The 16820-nt window shown below is 67.6% G+C and carries 14 protein-coding genes; 6 read left to right on the top strand and 8 right to left on the bottom strand.

The genetic code is table 11. The features are described from left to right. Positions 1 to 120 precede the first annotated feature (120 nt). On the bottom strand, positions 121 to 1722 hold the full coding sequence (locus AC1DNG_RS04530) for an MFS transporter (protein WP_476856141.1): 1602 nt from the start codon (positions 1720 to 1722) through the stop codon (positions 121 to 123). A gap of 370 nt (positions 1723 to 2092) precedes the next feature. Between AC1DNG_RS04530 and AC1DNG_RS04525 the strand changes: the two genes are divergently transcribed. Further along, entirely contained in the window at positions 2093 to 2350 is a 258-nt protein-coding gene (locus AC1DNG_RS04525; RefSeq protein ID WP_223914655.1) for a hypothetical protein, read from the top strand. Positions 2351 to 2375: 25 nt separating this feature from the next. Here the strand turns inward: AC1DNG_RS04525 and AC1DNG_RS04520 are convergent, their stop codons facing one another. Then, positions 2376 to 4961 (bottom strand): ATP-dependent DNA ligase, encoded by a 2586-nt coding sequence (locus tag AC1DNG_RS04520; RefSeq protein ID WP_476886799.1) that lies wholly within the window; start codon positions 4959 to 4961, stop codon positions 2376 to 2378. A gap of 109 nt (positions 4962 to 5070) precedes the next feature. Between AC1DNG_RS04520 and ku the strand changes: the two genes are divergently transcribed. After that, on the top strand, positions 5071 to 6069 hold the full coding sequence (gene ku, locus AC1DNG_RS04515; RefSeq protein WP_476886736.1) for a non-homologous end joining protein Ku: 999 nt from the start codon (positions 5071 to 5073) through the stop codon (positions 6067 to 6069). Between the two features lie 35 nt (positions 6070 to 6104). Here the strand turns inward: ku and AC1DNG_RS04510 are convergent, their stop codons facing one another. From AC1DNG_RS04510 to AC1DNG_RS04485, 6 genes are all read right to left on the bottom strand, one after another. Further along, on the bottom strand, positions 6105 to 6392 hold the full coding sequence (locus AC1DNG_RS04510; protein ID WP_476873295.1) for a DUF7218 family protein: 288 nt from the start codon (positions 6390 to 6392) through the stop codon (positions 6105 to 6107). 322 nt (positions 6393 to 6714) lie between these two features. Next, positions 6715 to 6996 (bottom strand): HPr family phosphocarrier protein, encoded by a 282-nt coding sequence (locus AC1DNG_RS04505; RefSeq protein ID WP_018774864.1) that lies wholly within the window; start codon positions 6994 to 6996, stop codon positions 6715 to 6717. Between the two features lie 67 nt (positions 6997 to 7063). Next, on the bottom strand, positions 7064 to 9142 hold the full coding sequence (locus AC1DNG_RS04500; protein WP_476886735.1) for a PTS fructose transporter subunit IIABC: 2079 nt from the start codon (positions 9140 to 9142) through the stop codon (positions 7064 to 7066). 2 nt (positions 9143 to 9144) lie between these two features. Continuing rightward, complete coding sequence (locus AC1DNG_RS04495) at positions 9145 to 10131, bottom strand: 1-phosphofructokinase family hexose kinase (RefSeq protein WP_230008209.1); 987 nt, start codon at positions 10129 to 10131, stop codon at positions 9145 to 9147. Then, a complete protein-coding gene (locus tag AC1DNG_RS04490; protein WP_223914650.1) occupies positions 10128 to 10946 on the bottom strand; it encodes a DeoR/GlpR family DNA-binding transcription regulator in 819 nt (272 codons plus the stop codon). Before AC1DNG_RS04490 ends, AC1DNG_RS04495 begins: the two co-directional genes overlap by 4 nt. A gap of 775 nt (positions 10947 to 11721) precedes the next feature. Then, entirely contained in the window at positions 11722 to 11985 is a 264-nt protein-coding gene (locus AC1DNG_RS04485) for a DUF6458 family protein (RefSeq protein ID WP_018774860.1), read from the bottom strand. 261 nt (positions 11986 to 12246) lie between these two features. On the opposite strand from AC1DNG_RS04485, the gene AC1DNG_RS04480 reads away from it, so the two are divergent. The 4 genes from AC1DNG_RS04480 to AC1DNG_RS04465 all read left to right on the top strand — a co-directional run bounded on the left by AC1DNG_RS04480 (position 12247) and on the right by AC1DNG_RS04465 (position 16802). After that, on the top strand, positions 12247 to 12864 hold the full coding sequence (locus AC1DNG_RS04480) for an alpha/beta hydrolase (protein WP_223914648.1): 618 nt from the start codon (positions 12247 to 12249) through the stop codon (positions 12862 to 12864). Positions 12865 to 13162: 298 nt separating this feature from the next. Then, positions 13163 to 13534, top strand: a complete 372-nt coding sequence (locus AC1DNG_RS04475; RefSeq protein ID WP_476849867.1) for a substrate-binding domain-containing protein — start codon at positions 13163 to 13165, stop codon at positions 13532 to 13534. 118 nt (positions 13535 to 13652) lie between these two features. After that, complete coding sequence (locus AC1DNG_RS04470; protein WP_476870180.1) at positions 13653 to 14396, top strand: HAD family hydrolase; 744 nt, start codon at positions 13653 to 13655, stop codon at positions 14394 to 14396. Positions 14397 to 14471: 75 nt separating this feature from the next. Beyond that, a complete protein-coding gene (locus AC1DNG_RS04465) occupies positions 14472 to 16802 on the top strand; it encodes a glycoside hydrolase family 65 protein (RefSeq protein ID WP_476886734.1) in 2331 nt (776 codons plus the stop codon). Positions 16803 to 16820 lie beyond the last annotated feature (18 nt).

Here is a 16820-nt window from a genome sequence, read left to right as displayed (position 1 = left end):
CGCCTAAGGCCTGCCCGGATGCGTCCCCCAACGGGTAAGCATCCGGAACAGGCCTCAAAGGGCGGGGCTGTCAGCTACGTAGCCTGGACTGCTGCTGCCGGTCCGGGCGGACCGGCAGGCTTAGGCTGTGGCCGGGACTTTCTCGGCTTCCCCGCGCCCTGCGGTGGAATCGACGGCCGGTGCGACCATGGGCATGTCCATGTGCTCGAGGTCGATCAGCGGGTTCTCGTCCTGCGTCGCGACCAGTTCGCGGGCCTCAGCCTGGGTGTCCACGCTCGGCATGGAGCCGGGCAGCGGCATCTGGGCGGATTCCTTGAGGAAGTAGATCGCTACTGCGCCGATCGCCGAGGTGGCCATCAGGTAGTAGGCCGGCATCATGTCGTTGCCGGTTGCGCTGATCAGGGCGGCAACGATGAACGGCGTGGTGCCGCCGAAGATGGCCACAGAGAAGTTGTACGCGATGCCCATGGCGCCGTAGCGGCTGGCCGTCGGGAACTGGGCCGGCAGGGCCGACGCCAGGTTGGCCACGTAGAACGTCACCGGGAAGGCAATCAGGGAAAGGCCGGCCAGCGTGGACCAGATTTCACCGATGCCGATCAGCAGGAAGGCGGGGGTGGCGAGGACGACGGTGCTGATGGCGCCGATCCACAGCACGGGGCGGCGGCCGATCCGGTCAGAAAGCCTGCCGGTCAGCGGGATGCAGAGGCTCATGATGACCAGCACCGGGATGGTCAGCAGCGTGCCGTGCAGCTCGTCGTAGCCCTTGGACTCCGTCAGGTACGTCGGCATGTAGGAGGTCAGTGCGTAGCCGGCGGTGTTTGCTGCCGCGACCAGGATCATCGCGACGATGAGGGAGCGCCAGTACGCCTTCACGATGCCCACCGGGCCCTTGGAGGCTGTGGTGTCCGAGGCGGTTGCGTCCTTGGCGAGGTTCTCCTGGGCATCCAGGGTTGCCTGGAACTGCGGGGATTCCTCGATCTTGCTCCGGAAGTACACGGCGATCAGGCCGAGCGGGCCGGCAAGGAGGAACGGGATGCGCCAGCCCCACTGCTCCATGGTGTCCTGGCCGAGGGTCAGCTGCAGCACCGAAACGAGGGCCGCGCCAAGGGCGAAACCGAGGTAGCTGCCCATGTCCAGGAAGCTGGCGAAGAATCCGCGGCGCTTGTCAGGGGCGTACTCGCTCACAAAGGTCGTGGCGCCGGCGTATTCACCGCCGGTAGAGAAGCCCTGGATAACTTTGAACAGGACCAGCAGGACCGCAGCCCAGATGCCGATCTGTGCATAGCCGGGCAGGAGCCCGACTGCGAAGGTGCTGGCGGCCATGATCATCAGGGTCGCGGCGAGGACCTTCTGGCGGCCGATCTTGTCGCCAAGCCAGCCGAACACGACTCCGCCGAGGGGGCGCGCGATGAAGGTGGCGGCGAAGGTTCCGAGCAGGAACAGGGTCTGGACGGACTTGTCCGCCTCCGGCAGGAATACCGGTCCCATGGTGGTGATCAGGTAGCCGAACACGCCGACGTCGTACCACTCCATGGTGTTACCCACGATGGTGCCGCCGAGTGCCTTTTTGAGCATCGGCTGGTCGACGACGTTGACGTCGGACTCGCGGAGTCGACGGCGACGTAGCTTCGGTTTCTTCACACCCTTGGGTGCGCCTTGGTTGGTTCTGCTGGCGTCGATGACGCCTGCTGAAGAGTCGGTCGTGCTTCGGTCTGTGGGCATTTGGGAAGCTCCTAGGGAGATCATTTGCTTGCGACTTGTAGCTGCCCCGCTCTGGGCAGGCTTTCAATTTTACGGGAATTCTCTGGAGTTTCCGAGTTGCGTGCCGTATGATCGCCCATTTCGCGTGCAAATTGGGGGCAATTCACTAATTTCTTTTGCCCGCTTTCGCCGCGCGGATACTGGGAACCGGCCATCCGGGCGGCGCCGCGCCCAAAATTTTCCGCGCCAGCCCTCGATTGCGGGGGTTTCCGACGGGATTCGGGCCGACGGAAAGTCCGACGGCGGGCGCTACAGACATCTCCCCGGGGCAGTCCTACGATTGATGGACACTTCATTTCACAGCGGTTAATTACAGCGGGAAGGAAGATCAATGGCGGATCATCAGTTCGGAGAAGAAATCGAGCCCGAGGTCGCGAGCCATCTGGCGCAGTCCATGGCTGAAGCCCCGGGACCCGAGGCCCTGCACCACGCTCCCCCCGGGCCCGGCCAGGGACAGCAATGGCCGGACGGCAGCGGCAAGCAGCGGCACCCCAAGGACCGCGACACCGCCCGCGGGCGGCAGGGCCAGCAGGTGGCCGCTGGCGCCATGCACCGGCAAAGCCGTCCGCAGCTGCCCCACCACGACTAGCCCCATCACCGCTGGCCCCACACGACTAGGGGCCGGCGGCAGGGTCAGCCACGACGTCGGCTGGCGCCTTATCCAGGCGCCAGCCGCGCCACACCGGGTGCCGGAGCTTCCCGCTGCCGGTCCATTCCCCGAAGGTGACCTCGCCGACGAGTTTTGCGCTCACCCAGTTGGCGTCTGCCGCGTCAGCGTCCGGCACGTCCCGGAACGGGGAGGTCTTCCGTGGCAGGGCGTCGAGTTGTTGCCTGAGTTCCTTGAGTTCACGGGTGCTGAAACCGCTGCCCACCCGGCCCACATACCGTAGTTTCGAGCCGTCCGGAATCCCCAGCAGCAGCGAGCCCACGGATTCCCGGCGCCCCCCTTTCCCGGGCCGCCAGCCGCCCACCACCACCTCCTGGGTCCGTTCAACCTTGAGCTTGAGCCAGGACCGGCTGCGCTGGCCGACGTAGCGCCCGTCCGTGCGCTTGGCCATGACCCCCTCGAGCCCGAGCTCGGCGGCGCTTTCCAGGATGTGCGCGACGTCGCCATCGATCACCCCCGAAAGCTCCACCGGGGCGGCGGAAGGGCGGAAAAACTGCTCCAGCCGGCGGCGCCGCTCACTCAGCGGCTGGCGCCGCAGGTCCTCGCCGGCGTCGAAGAGCAGATCGAACAGCATCAGCCGCACGGGCGTCGACTGCTGCGCCCGGGCGACGTCGGCGGCCCTGCTCAGTTTCATCCGGCCCTGCAGCAGCCCGAAGTCGGGCCGGCCGGAGCGGCCGACGGCGATGATCTCGGCGTCGGCGACGAAGCCCTGCTCCGGCCAGCAGGACCGGTCCGTCAGCTCGGGGTAGCTCACTGACATGTCGATGCCATTGCGGCTGATGAGCCGGACTGTCGTTGCGTCGCCGATCACCAGGGCCCGCACCCCGTCCCACTTGAGCTCGATCTGCCAGTCCAGGTCCGGAAGGTCCGCCAGGGTCCCGGATGTGGCCAGCATCGGGCTGAATCCGGAGGCGTCGGGGGCACGTTCGGTGCCGGCGGCGGTTTCCGCTCCGCCCTCGCGGTGGCCGCGGCCGTCCGCTGAGCCGTCCTCCCCGCCGTCGTCCGCTGCCTCGTCAGTGTCTTTCTCTGTATGCTCCGCCGTGCCGGCCGGGTTGTCCGCCGTGCCGGCCGGGGGCCGCGGGCCGGGACGGCCCTGCGGGCCCGCAGGGTCCATCAGGTGGATCAGCCACTGGTCATCGGCCCGGCCGGTGTGGATCAGGGCGAACCTGCGCGCTCCGCCGAGGCCGCCGCCCTCCGCGCCGGTCAGGGTGGCGATGACCTCCTTGCCCGCGATCCATTTTTCGCATTCGTAGTGTCCGTGGTCCCAGATGCTGACCGTCCCGGCGCCGTACTGGCCTTTGGGAATGTCACCCTCGAAGTCGGCGTAGTCCAGCGGGTGGTCCTCGGTCTGGACCGCGAGGTGGTTCTTGGTTTTGCTGGTCGGGACGCCCTTGGGCAGCGCCCAGGACACCAGCACGCCGTCGCGTTCCAGCCGGAAGTCGTAGTGGAGCCGGCTGGCGTGGTGCTCCTGGATGACGAACTTCTCCCGCCGTGTCCCGCCGTCGTCCCCGGCGTGGTGCCGGTCCGCGGTGAAGGGCTCGGGAGTGGCCGCCCTGTCCCGTTTGGTGCGGTACTTTTCCAGCCGCGGATCGGTGTCGCCGCCGTCGCCGGCCGGCTCGGGAGAGATTTCGGCCCGCCCTCCGGGCAGGTGGACGTCCCGGTGGTCCACCCGGCGGTCCGGCGCGTGCGCCGCCGGGGCTCCGGCGCCGTGCCGGCCGCCGGAAACCGGGGCGAACGGATCCGTGCCGGCTGCGACGCGCTTCATCACCTCCTGGAAATCCAGCTGGTGCAGCGACGCGGAGCTGAGTTCCCGCCACGTCCGCGGGGCGGCCACCGTCGGCCGGAGCCGGCCGCGCAGCGAGTACGGCACGATCGTGGTCTTGGCGGCGTTGTTCTGGCTCCAGTCCACCAGCACCTTGCCGGTGCGCAGGGTCTTTTTCATGTCGCTGACGGCGAGATCCGGGTGGTCTGCCTCGAGCGAGCGGGCCAGTTCGCGGGCGAAGTCGGAAATCCGGTCCGAGCTCTGGGACCCGTCCAGGGCCGCGTAGAGGTGGATGCCCTTGCTGCCGCTCGTCACGGGTACGGGGTCCAGGCCAACGTCCTGCAGGATGTTGCGGGCCAGCCTGGCCACCTCCACGCACTCCGCCAGTCCCGCGCCTTCGCCCGGGTCCAGGTCCAGCACCAGCCGGTCGGGCGGCATGGCGTTGCCGTGGGAGTCAACCCGCCACTGCGGCACGTGGATCTCCAGGGCCGCGATCTGGGCCAGCCAGGTGAGGGTGGCGGGATCATTGACCAGGGGATATTGGATGGTCCGGTCCTTGTGCGTGATGGCGGCACGGGGCACCCAGCCGGGCGTTGAATGGTCCAGGTTCTTCTGGAAGAACATCTCTCCCGGGGCATCTGCGGTCCCGACGCCGTGGACCCAGCGCTTCCGCGTGGCCGGCCGGTTGCGGGCGGCGGGGATCAGCACCGGCGCGACGGCGGCATAGTAGGCCAGGACGTCGGCCTTGGTGGTGCCCGTCTCCGGGTACATGATTTTTTCCAGGTTGGTGAGCACCAGTTCGCGCCCGTCCACGCGGACGCGTTCCTTACCGTTGGGCAAAACCCTTCACCTCCGCGCAACTGTGATGTTCACTTGATCCATGAGAGCCATCTGGAAAGGCGCAATAGCGTTCGGGCTGGTCAACGTGCCGGTCAAGGTCTACAGCGCCACCGAGGACCACGACATCAGCCTCCACCAGGTCCACAACGCCGACGGCGGCCGGATCCGCTACCAGCGCCGTTGCGAGGTCTGCAGCAAGATCATCGACTACGAGGAGATCGACAAGGCCTACGAGGACGACGGCCGCACGGTGGTCCTGACCCGCGACGAGCTCAAGTCCATCCCGGCGGAAAACAGCCACGAAATTGAAGTGGTCCAGTTTGTTCCGGTCGACCAGCTCGACCCGATGATGTTTGAAAAGAGCTACTACCTTGAACCCGACTCCAAGTCGCCCAAGGCGTATGTGCTGCTGCGGCGCGCCCTCGAGGACACGGACCGGGTGGCAATTGTGCAGTTCGCGCTCCGGGACAAGACCCGGCTTGGCGCGCTGAGGATTCGCGACGAGGTCCTGGTGCTGCAGTCGCTGCTGTGGGCCGACGAGGTCCGCGAGGCCAGCTTTCCCGCACTCGAGACCTCCATCCGGATCTCGGCGCAGGAACGCGAGATGTCCGCGGCCCTGGTTGACTCGATGGCCTCCGACTTTGAGCCGGACCAGTTCACGGACGATTACCAGGAGCAGTTGCGCCAGCTGATTGAGGCCAAGCTGGACAAGGGGGAGTCGCTGGACACGGAGGAGACCTTCGGCGCCCCCGCCGAGGCCGGCGAGGGCGAAGTTATCGACCTGATGGAAGCCCTCAAGCGCAGCATCGAGAAAAAGCGCGGCGGCGGGCCGGCGGAGACTCCTGCCGGGGGCTCCGGTTCTGCTGCGAAGGCCGCCCCGAGGACCTCCGCCAAGACGGCGGCAGCCAATTCCACAGGCACTAAATCCACGGCCACCAAGACGGCGGCAGCCAGGAACGGCTCCAAGACTGCGGCGGCTTCCAAGACTGAAGCGGCGCCTAAAGTGACGGCGTCGAAGACGGCGCGAAAGCGTGCCTGAGCCCGGATGCCGGCTGGCGCCGTCGTGCACGTTAATCAGGAGTTCCGCAGGGCGGAGATGAGCTCGTTCTTCTTCTTGGCCGAGTAGCCTTTGAGGCCGATCTCCTTGGCGCGTGCCTTCAGCTGCGGCACTGTCCAGTCCTCGTAGTCTCCGGCCTTGCCGCCCTTGCGGCCGACCGAGGAACGGCCCCGCTTGGCGGCGGCGTTGGAGATCCTGGCGGCTTTTTGCTTGGAGGCGCCGTCCTCGAGCAACTTCTCATAGAGCTCGGGGTCCTTGATGCTGGGGCTCTCTGAGCCTTGTGGCTTGCCTTTCGTCGTTGGCATGGCTGCGCGATCATCTCCTTCGGCCGGGAACCACCTGAGCGGCGTCCCGCGGTCGGTGCCGCGGGGGATTCCAAACTATCCGCGCCGCGGGGCCATGACAAGCATTTGCTAAGGCCGCTTATGAAAGTTGCCCTGACGGTCCGTCGCCAGAGCAACGCGGGGTCACTTAGCGCCCAAGTACCCCACCGGAATGGGCCGTAAATGACCCCGCGTTGCTTCTGAACGAAGCGGCAGGCAACGCGAAGGCCCGGCCGGCCCCTGATCGGGGGCGGCCGGGCCAACTGAAGCTGCCGGTGTTCCGGCGCGGGGCCGGAAGGTGAGGCTATTCGGCGTCGTGATCCGTCTCAAGGATCTGCACGAGGCGGTCAAGTGCGGCGTCGGCGCCCTCACCTTCGGCACGCAACACCACAACTTCGCCGTGCGATGCGCCGAGGCTCATCAGCGACAGGATGCTGGCGGCGTCCATCGCCTCGTCCTCGGGCTCGCCCAGCCGGGCAATCGTGATCTCGAGGTTGTCGAACTCGCCTGCAGCCTCGGCGAAGATGGCGGCCGGACGGGCGTGCAGCCCGACCCGGCTGGCAATGGTGGCGTTACGTTCGGTCATTTCTGCTCCTTGAAGTCAGCTTGGGTGTTTGTCAGCTGTGAGTATCTGCTTGGAAAATCGTCCCGGTTCAGGCGGCTACGGGAACCGTTTCCACCGTATCAACCGGCTTCTTGACTGCCCAGCGCTTGAGCCCGATCACGGCGAAGGCGCCGACAACGGTACCGGCCGCAATGGCGATGCAGAACCACAGGAACGAATCGATCGCGAAGAAGACGAAGATTCCGCCGTGCGGGGCCTTCGAGCCCACGCCGGCCGCCATCGAGATGGCACCGGTCACGGCGCCGCCGAGCATGCTGGCGGGGATGACGCGGAGCGGGTCCGCGGCGGCGAACGGGATGGCGCCTTCGGTGATGAAGGAGGCCCCCAGCAGCCAGGCAGCCTTGCCGTTTTCCTGTTCCGCAAGGCTGAAGAGCCTCTTGTTCAGCACGGTCGCGGCCAACGCCATGGCCAGCGGCGGGACCATGCCGGCGGCCATGACGGCCGCCATGATCTGCCACGGGGCCTGGTTGGTGATGGAGGCTGCGCCCAGGCCGGCGACTGCGAAGGAATAGGCAACCTTGTTGACGGGACCGCCGAGGTCGAAGCACATCATCAGGCCCAGGATGACGCCCAGGGCGATGGCGCTGGCACCGGTGAGGCCGGACAGGAACTCGTTGAGCCCGACAGTGACCCGGGCGATGTAAGCGCCCAGGAACACGAACAACAGGCCCGACGCCGCGAGCGACGCCACGAGCGGGATAACGACCACCGGCATCAGGCCGCGCAGCCAGCGGGCCACTTTAAGCTTGCCGATCGAATGGGCCACGTAGCCGGCGATCAGGCCGCCCACGATGCCGCCGAGGAACCCGGCACCCATGAAGACGGCAACGGCGCCGGAAACGAAGCCCGGGGCGATGCCGGGCCGGTCAGCAATGGCGTAGGCGATGTAGCCGGCCAGCGCGGGTACGAGGAAGCCCAGGGACAGGGCGCCGATCTTGAAGAGCACGGCCCCCAGGTAGGCGCCCAGCGGGCCCCAGGCCAGCTCCGGGTACACGGTAGGCAAGTTCGTGAGGCTGTTCTCCGCCAGGATCTTGTCCGCGAAGGCGGTGATGTTGTAGCCACCCAGCAGGAAGCCGAGGGCGATCAGCAGACCGCCGCCAGCCACGAACGGGATCATGTAGCTGACACCGGTCAGGAGGGCCTTCTTCAGCTTCGTGCCAATGTGCTCACTCTTTTCCTCGGCGGCCATCTCAGCCTGCTCCTCGGCGCCGAAGTGGGGCACGCGGTGGGCGTGCGGGTTGTCCGCTGCGGCGAGTGCCTCGGCGACCATCTTGTCCGGTTCGTCGATGCCTCGCTTGACCGGCGCGTTGATCACCGGCATGCCGGCGAAGCGCTCCTTGCCGCGCACGTCCACGTCCACTGCGAAGATCACGGCATCGGCGGCGGCGATCACGGCGGGGTCGAGGGCTTTGGCGCCGGAGGATCCCTGGGTTTCGACCTGCAGGTCCACGCCGACCTCTTTGGCCGCGGCGACGAGCGAGTCGGCGGCCATGTAGGTGTGGGCGATGCCGGTGGGGCACGCGGTGACGGCGACGAGGCGCTTGGGCCCCTTGGCCTTCGCCGCGCCGGCACCTTCACCGGTTGCGGCCGCCGCAGTTGAGGTGCCGGCCGCGGATGCGGCGCCGGTCGCTTCTGCAGCGGTGTGGGCGGCCGGCTTGTCCGCCAGGGCGGCGTCGACGAGGTCGACAATTTCCGCCTCGGAGGTCGCGGCGCGCAGGCTGGCCGTGAAGTCCTTCTTGATCAGCGACCGCGCCAGCTTCGAAAGCAGCTTCAAGTGGTCCTGGTCCGCGCCCTCGGGAGCGGCGATGAAGAAGATGATGTCAGCGGGCCCGTCCTTGGCGCCGAAGTCGACCGGCTGGGACAGCCGCGCCATCGCCAGCGTGGGTTCGGTGACCGCCGTCGAGCGGCAGTGCGGGATCGCGATGCCGCCCGGGACGCCCGTGGCGGTCTTGGATTCCCGGGCGAAGGCATCGGCGAAAAGCCCTTCGGCCTCGGTGGCGCGTCCGGTGGCTGCAACCCTGCCTGCCAGATGCCGGATCACGTCCTCGGGCGAGCTGCCCAGATTCTGGTCGAGCTCGACCAGTTCGGTGGTAATGAGCTGTGTCACTGTCAATCCTTCCGGAGGGCCGTGATGGTTACGGCATCAGGGGTGGTTTGGTTGACTGCCGGGACAGTGGAGCCAGGCAGGGAAGCGGCGGCGGCACCATGGGCCACCGCCTGACGGAGGCAATCGACCGGGGCGGCGCCCTGGCTGGATGCGAGCAGGTATCCGGCCAGCGAGGAATCGCCGGCGCCGACAGTGCTGACCGCGGTGACCGGCGGGTGCGTGGCCAGCCACGCGCCGTCGGCCGTCACAAGAACGGCACCCTTGGAGCCGAGGGTGGCCAGTACGGCACCCACTCCGGAGCGCACGACGGCGGAGGCGGCAGCTGCTGCAGCCTCAGGGTCCGCTTCGAGCTCCTCGGCGGACTTGTTCGTGGCGAAACCGGCTGCGGCAGCCAGTTCCACCAGTTCCTCGGCGTTGGGTTTCAAGAGGTCCGGCTTTCCCGAGGTGTCGCCGGAGACCGCTGCGGCGAGGGGTTCGCCGGATGAATCGACGGCGACCCGTGGTGCGGCCTCGCCGTCGAACATGGACCGCAGCCGCCGGGTGACGGTCGCGTAGAAGTCGGCCGGGACCCCGGGTGGGAGCGAGCCGGCCAGGACTACCCAGGCGGCACCGCGGGCGTGGTCCAGCAACAGGCTGATCAGGGCCTCCTGCTGCTCCTCGCTGAGGGCCGGTCCGGGTTCATTGATCTTGGTGGTGACGCCGCCGGGCTCGGTGAGGGCCACGTTGCTGCGCAGCGGCTCGCCAATCGGCAGGGCCGCGAACGGAACGTCGGTCTCCCGCAGGCCGGTGAGGACGGGGTCGGCCTCGGCGCCGGGGAGAACGGCGACTGTCTTCAGCCCCGACGCGACGAGGGCGCGGGAGACGTTGACTCCCTTGCCGCCGGATTCCTGGCGGACGGAGATGGCCCGCTGAACTTCCCCGCGGAGGAGGGGGCCGGGCAGCGCCACGGTGCGGTCCAGGCTGGGGTTGGCGGTGAGGGTGACAATCACGCGACCACCACCTCCACTCCGGCTTCCGCAAGGGCGTCGGCGAGTTCCCGGCTGGGTTGCGAGTCTGTGATCACGGTGTCCAGATCTTTCAACGAGGCGAACTGGACCAGCGTTTCCGCGTCCAGCTTGGAGGAGTCAGCCAGCACCACAATGCGGCGCGCTGATTGGACGAAGGCAGCCTTGACAGCGGCTTCTTCAGGATCGGGTGTGCTCAGCCCGAAGGCTGCATGGATGCCGTTGGTGCCGATGAAGGCGATGTCCGGGCGGATCCGGCGGGCGGCTTCCACCGTGGACTGGCCGACCGCGGCCTGGGTCAGGCCGCGGACCTTGCCGCCGAGCAGGTGCAGGGCGATCCCGGGTCCGCCGGACAGCCGGGACGCGATGGGCAGGGAGTGGGTGATGACGACGAGTTCGGCGTCGGACCCGGACGCCGCAACGGTGCCCTGCGCGGCGGCTCCGGCGGCCCGGGCGGACAGGAGTTCGGCGAGGGCCTCCGTGGTGGAGCCGGCGTCGATCAGGATGCTGCCGGTGAGGCCCTGGGGAATGAGGGCCAGGGCGGCCTCGGCGATCCGGGTCTTCTCGGGCTGCCGCTGGACGGTCCGTTCCAGGATGCTTTCTTCCGTGGTGCTGAAGCGGTCCGGGGAGACCGCGCCGCCGTGCACCCGGCGCACGCTGCCGGAGGCTTCCAGGGCGGCGAGGTCCCGGCGGATGGTTTCGGTGGTGATGCTGAAGCGCTCGGCCAGGTCCGTGACACTGGCCCGGCCGCTGGCGTAGATAAGCCCCACGATCAGCTGCTGGCGTTCTTCGGCGAACACTTACCCTCCATTGCGTACTGCGTCTGACTTGGTTCTTGTTCTTGCCGTGCGTTGAGCTGGAATTGCGCCCTGGCCGCTTCGGTGACTCCCGTCACATGAAGTGGAATTATTTGACTTTATCTTTGTTCTTGTTGGTTTGTCAATGAAAAACCACATGAACGCAGAAGGGTGGGCTTCGCCGCGGGACATGTCCAGTGGTCGGGCCGGGCGTCTGGGGACATGTCCGGTGTTCGGGCCGCGGAGTGGGCACTTGGGGAATATGTCCATGGGCCGCCGCGGGGACTGGGCATGTGCTGCGGTTGTGGTGGTAGTGGGCCGGGCGCCGGGGGACATGTCCAGTGGTGGGACCGGGGAGTGGGCATTTGGGGGATATGTCCATGGGCTGCCGCGGGGGTTGGGCATGTGCTGCGCTTGGGGTGGTTGCGGGCCGGGTTCCGGGGGGACATGTCCAGTGGTCGGACCAGGGAGTGGGCATTTGGGGGATATGTCCATGGGCCGCCGCGGGGACTGGGCATGTGCTGCGCTTGGGGTGGTTGCGGGCCGGGTGCCAGGGGACATGTCCAGTGTTGGGGCCGGGGAGTGGGCATTTGGGGAATGTGTCCATGGGCCGCCGCGGGGGCTGCGCTTGTGGTGGTTGTGGGCCGGGCGCCGGGGGGCATGTCCAGTGTTCGGGCCGCGGAGTGGGCCCGGATGGCGGAAGCCGGGCCCGACCTCGAGGTCCGGCCCGGCTTCCGGGTCGTTAGCTTCCGCGCCGCTCAGTGGGTGCGGGGAAATCTCAGATGCCTGCGTCGCGGCTCTCATTGCGGGTGATGGTCTCGCCGGTGTTGGGGTCCACTACCGTGCGGCTCTCGCTGACCCGGCGCGTGCGGCCGCGTCCGGGGCCGGCGAGGACGAGAGAAGCGATGAGTCCAATCACGCCGACCGCCATCAGGATGTAGCCGATCATGGCCTGGTTCACATTGGGGATCAGCCCCGGGGCGACGGCCCAAGCGAGGATGGCGCCGATGGCGATGAGGAAGATTGCGGAACCGATTCTCATAACGTGCTCCTTGATGCCCGGGGGCGGACTGATGATGGTAAGCATGCTGTCCAGCGTCACGCTACAACCCCGCTCCTACTGTTTCAATGAAGCGCCCTCCGCCCCGCGGGGAAAATTTCGGCGCCGGTTTCGGCCAGCCTCGCCTTTTCCGGACGGATGCGCCACGGATCCGAGGGGCGGAGGTCCGTTTCCGCCGCGGAAGCCGCGGAGTGCGGCCCCGTGCGGGGCGGAGCCCGTGGCGGTGCTGGATAGGCTGAGCCAATGGAGACGGTGATCTGGTCAAAACCCGAACACGAACGCGGCGGCACCCCGCTGCTGGTGATGCTGCACGGCTACGGCACGGACGAATTCCGCATGTCCAAGCTGTTCGCTTCCCTGCCGCCCGAGTTCAGCTGCGCCGCCCTGCGTGGACCCAAGGACATTGGAGACCATTACGGCTGGTTCCTGCTGGACTATTTCCTCACCCATGACTTTGCCGACGTCATCGCATCCACGAACGCGGTCTTCGCCTGGATCGAGTCGGTCAAAGCCCGGCACAGCAGCATCAGCCTGTTCGGATTTTCGCAGGGGATGGCGATGGCCAGCACGCTCCTGCGGCTCCGGCCGGAACAATTCCGCGCAGCTGTGGGGCTCTCGGGTTTTGTCCTGGACAACGAACTGCTGGCGATGAGTGAATCGTTCACCGCCCGGCCGCCGTTCTTTTGGGGCCGGGACAAGGGCGACGTCGTCATCAACGACGCCGCTACCGAGCACACCGAGGCTTGGCTGAACCGGAATACCCAGCTCACGGCCAGGACCTATCCGGGCATGGGCCACACGATCTCGAAGGCCGAACTTGTGGACGTCAGCGCGTTCCTGCGGCACTACGTCCTGCGCTGACCAGGGCACTACGTCCTGCGCTGACCGGGCGCTGACCAGGACGCCCGCCCGGCCCCGCCAACCCACGGCCAAGCAGGCCTGCCAGCCCGTTCCCGCTCCGCTGCCAAACTCCGGATCATCCACTTGCATGCCAAATATGTAAGCGCTTACAATCGACCTCGGCCATGAACACCGGGCCCACTACTTCGGGGGGAAGAAAGGGCTGAGCCCGTGCCGCAGGCCAATACCCCGCGCGTGAGTATCCAGCACGTCCCCGCGCTCCCCGGACTCCCCATCTGCACCGTCTCCTCCGGACCTCGTGCTCGACGCCGGCTCCAGCATCGAAGGCGGCCGGCTGGCCATGGTGCAGCCTGTGGAAAACCCCGGGATGCCGTCCGCGGTCTTCGCCGGTTGCGACGAGACAGCCTGCGGTGCGCTCATGGCCATGCGGGAGCTCGGTTTGTCAGCGCCGGAAAACGTGTCCATCATAGGAATAGACGATCATCAGATGAGTTGGTTCCTGGGCCTGACCATAATTGCCCAGCCACTGGCCGGCCAGGGCGCGTTCGCGGCCAACCTGCTGATTGAAAGACTTCATCGCTCAGGACTTGCCACGCCGCCTGCCAGTCCGCCGTCGAACCATCTGCTGGACACCAAATTGGTAGAGCGCACCAGCACGCGCCGACGCTGATCCGGACGGCGTCCGACGCCGGAACGGCCCCCAACAGAGCAGCCCTGAACTGCCTGCCTTAGACCATCGCTTTGACCAAACCGTCTTGCCTGCCCGTCGTCTGAAAGGACCTCGACTCATGACTGTAGTTCCCGACACCTCCGGCCTCGCCGGTGCGCTCTCCGGTGCAACCGCCATCCTTTTTGACCTCGACGGCGTCCTGACCCCCACCGCCGTGGTGCACGAGCACGCCTGGAAGCAGCTCTTTGACGGCTTCCTGGCCTCGGTCCCCGGTGCTGAGCCCTACCGTGAGAGCGACTATTTCGACCACATCGACGGCAAGCCGCGGTTTGACGGCGTCCGGGACTTCCTGGCCTCCCGCGGGATTGTGCTGCCCGAGGGCCCGCTGAACGACGAGCCCGCGCATGACACCGTCCACGGACTCGGAAACCGCAAGAACAAGGTCTTCAACGACATCGTCGAGGCCGGCGGAGTCCAGCCGTACGAGGGCTCCGTCCGGCTGGTTGAGGCCGCGCTGGCCCGCGGACTCAAGCTCGCCGTCGTCTCCTCTTCCCGCAACGCCCCTGCCGTGCTGAAGGCTGCCGGCCTGTCCGACTACTTCCCGGTGGTGGTCGACGGCGTCGTCGCCGTCGCCGAGGGACTGCCCGGCAAGCCCAGCCCGGCCACCTACGAATACGCCGCGCGGCTTCTGGGCCTGCCAAGCCAGGAGTGCGTCGTGGTGGAGGACGCCGTCTCCGGCGTCCAGGCCGGCAGCGCGGGAGACTTCCGCTCGGTGATCGGCGTCGACCGCGGCGCCGGCCGGCAGACCCTGCTCGACGCCGGCGCCACGGTCGTGGTCAACGACCTCGCCGAACTGCTCTAGCCCGGCCCGCTCACCCCACCGCCCACCCCACCGCCCAGCCCACTGCCCACTCCCGCCGAAGGAACCCCCTAAACCATGGCTCTCATCACCTCGGACCGCGCCCGGTTCCCCAACGATCCCTGGCAGCTGGTCGAGACCGTTCACCTCCCCGGCAATGCCGGCACCCTGGAGACGCTGTTCAGCCTCGGCAACGGGCACCTGGGCATCCGCGGCGCGCACTGGGGTGCCGCGGACGCCGAACTTCCGGGCAGCTTCATCAACGGCTTCCACGAGACCTGGGACATCAAGCACGCGGAAAACGCGTACGGCTTCGCCCGCACCGGCCAGCGGATCCTCTACGTCCCGGACGCCAACAACTTCACCGTCATCATCGACGGCGAGCCGCTGAGCCTGGAGGAGTCCACCGTGCTGGACTACCGCCGCTCGGTGGATTTCGCCACGGGTATCTACGAGTGCCGGATCACCTGGCAGTGCCGTTCCGGCGCGACCGTGACCACCACCGAACGGCGCGCCGTCGGTTACGCAACCCGCGGGGCGCTGGGCATCAGCCTCGAAGTGGCGGCCGACCGGGATATCTCCGCGGACGTCACGTCCTCGGTCATCAACCGCCAGGACCAGCCGGTGGAGGACCACTCCGCCCATGATCCGCGCCGCGCCGGCCGCCACGCCGGCCGTGTGCTGCTGCCCCTGCGGCTCGACGGCGGGGACGGCTCCCTGCGCCTGTCCTGGGAAGCCTCGGAATCCAAGCAGCGGCTCGGGATGGCCGTGGATCACTGGACCTCGGCCGGCGTGCAGCCGTTCGACACCCAGGTGGACCAGGACGACAGCAGCGTGCGCTACGTGCTCGCCGTCAGCGCGGACGCACCGTTCGTGCTGGAGAAAAGCGTCAGCTACGCCGTGGGTCAGGCCGCCGAGGACCTCGCCGACAACGCCGAAGCCAGCCTCAAGCCGGTCAGCGAGATCTTCACCGAGAGCGAGGACCACTACCGCGCCTACTGGAGCACAAGCGACATCGTCCTTGCGGGCCAGACCGAGCTCCAGCAGGGCGTGCGCTGGAACCTCTTCCAGCTCGCGCAGGCCACGGCCTGCGCCGATGTGGCCGGCATCCCGGCCAAGGGCGTGTCCGGCTCCGGCTACGACGGCCACTACTTCTGGGACCAGGAGGTGTACCTGCTGCCCTACTTGACCTACACGAACCCGGGCAACGCCCGCCAGGTCCTGGAATTCCGCCACGACCTCCTGCCCGAGGCGAAGATCCGCGCCAAGGAACTCAGCGTCGACGGCGCCCTCTTCCCCTGGCGCACCATCAACGGACTCGAGGCCAGCGCCTACTACGCGGCCGGCACCGCACAGTTCCACATCGCCGCCGCGATCGCCTTCGCGACCAACCGGTACATCTGGGCCAGCGGGGACACCGGGTTCCAGGCCACCCTGGGCTCCGATCTGCTGATCGAGACTGCACGGATGTGGGTCTCACTCGGCTTCTTCGGCAAGGACGGACTGTTCCACATCCACGGCGTCACGGGCCCCGACGAGTACACCGCCGTCGTCAACGACAACCTGTACACGAACGTCATGGCCCGCTTCAACCTGCGCGCCGCGGCGGCACTGGACCACCCGGAGATCGACGACGCCGAACGCCAGCTCTGGGAGCAGGCAGCCAACCGCATGCAGCTGCCCTACGACGAGGACCTCCAGGTCCATTCCCAGGACAACGACTTCATGACCCTGGAACCGTGGGACTGGACCACGCCCCGGTCCAAGTACCCGCTCCTGCTGCACTTCCACCCCTTGGTGATCTACCGGCACCAGGTCCTTAAGCAGGCCGACACCGTGCTGGCCATGTTCCTGCAGTGGCAGGACTTCACCGCCGAGGAAAAGCGCCGCGCCTTCGATTTCTACGACCCCATCACCACGGGCGACTCCACGCTGTCCGCCTGCGTCCAGGGCATCATGGCGGCCGAGGTCGGCTACAGCAAGGCAGCGCTGGACCACTTCACCCACGCCCTGTTCATCGACCTCGACGACACCCACGGCAACACGATCGACGGCGTCCACATCGCCTCCACCGGCGGCGTGTGGAGCTCGCTGGTCAGCGGCTTCGCCGGGCTGCGGGACCAGGGCGCTGTGCCGTACTTCGATCCCCGGCTGCCTGCCGAATGGGACGGCCTCGAGTTCCACCTGAAGATCCAGGGCAGGCTCCTGCATGTCGGGCTCGAGCAGGATTCGATCAGCCTGACCGTCCGCGACGGCGCGCCGCTGGAGGTCGACGTGCGCGGGGAACTGCTCACGGTCGACGGCGGCCCGGTCCGGGTCCCGCTGGCGCCCGTCACCGCCCCGGAACCGACCATCTTCCCCAGCGGCCTTCCGACGTCGTCGATCCCGGTGGTGCGCGCCGCAGTCTAAACCGCCGCCGAAGCAACG

This window comes from Arthrobacter sp. 01T425 (assembly GCF_056398725.1).
The sequence above is the reverse complement of the archived record's forward strand: the minus strand, read 5'-3'. Positions and strand labels throughout refer to the sequence as shown.

Coding starts and splice junctions, on each gene's coding strand:
- AC1DNG_RS04530 (WP_476856141.1), bottom strand. CDS start 1,722: ATGCCCACAGACCGAAGCACGACCGACTCTTCAGCAGGCGTCATCGAC.
- AC1DNG_RS04525 (WP_223914655.1), top strand. CDS start 2,093: ATGGCGGATCATCAGTTCGGAGAAGAAATCGAGCCCGAGGTCGCGAGC.
- AC1DNG_RS04520 (WP_476886799.1), bottom strand. CDS start 4,961: ATGTACCCGGAGACGGGCACCACCAAGGCCGACGTCCTGGCCTACTAT.
- ku (WP_476886736.1), top strand. CDS start 5,071: ATGAGAGCCATCTGGAAAGGCGCAATAGCGTTCGGGCTGGTCAACGTG.
- AC1DNG_RS04510 (WP_476873295.1), bottom strand. CDS start 6,392: ATGCCAACGACGAAAGGCAAGCCACAAGGCTCAGAGAGCCCCAGCATC.
- AC1DNG_RS04505 (WP_018774864.1), bottom strand. CDS start 6,996: ATGACCGAACGTAACGCCACCATTGCCAGCCGGGTCGGGCTGCACGCC.
- AC1DNG_RS04485 (WP_018774860.1), bottom strand. CDS start 11,985: ATGAGAATCGGTTCCGCAATCTTCCTCATCGCCATCGGCGCCATCCTC.
- AC1DNG_RS04480 (WP_223914648.1), top strand. CDS start 12,247: ATGGAGACGGTGATCTGGTCAAAACCCGAACACGAACGCGGCGGCACC.
- AC1DNG_RS04470 (WP_476870180.1), top strand. CDS start 13,653: ATGACTGTAGTTCCCGACACCTCCGGCCTCGCCGGTGCGCTCTCCGGT.
- AC1DNG_RS04465 (WP_476886734.1), top strand. CDS start 14,472: ATGGCTCTCATCACCTCGGACCGCGCCCGGTTCCCCAACGATCCCTGG.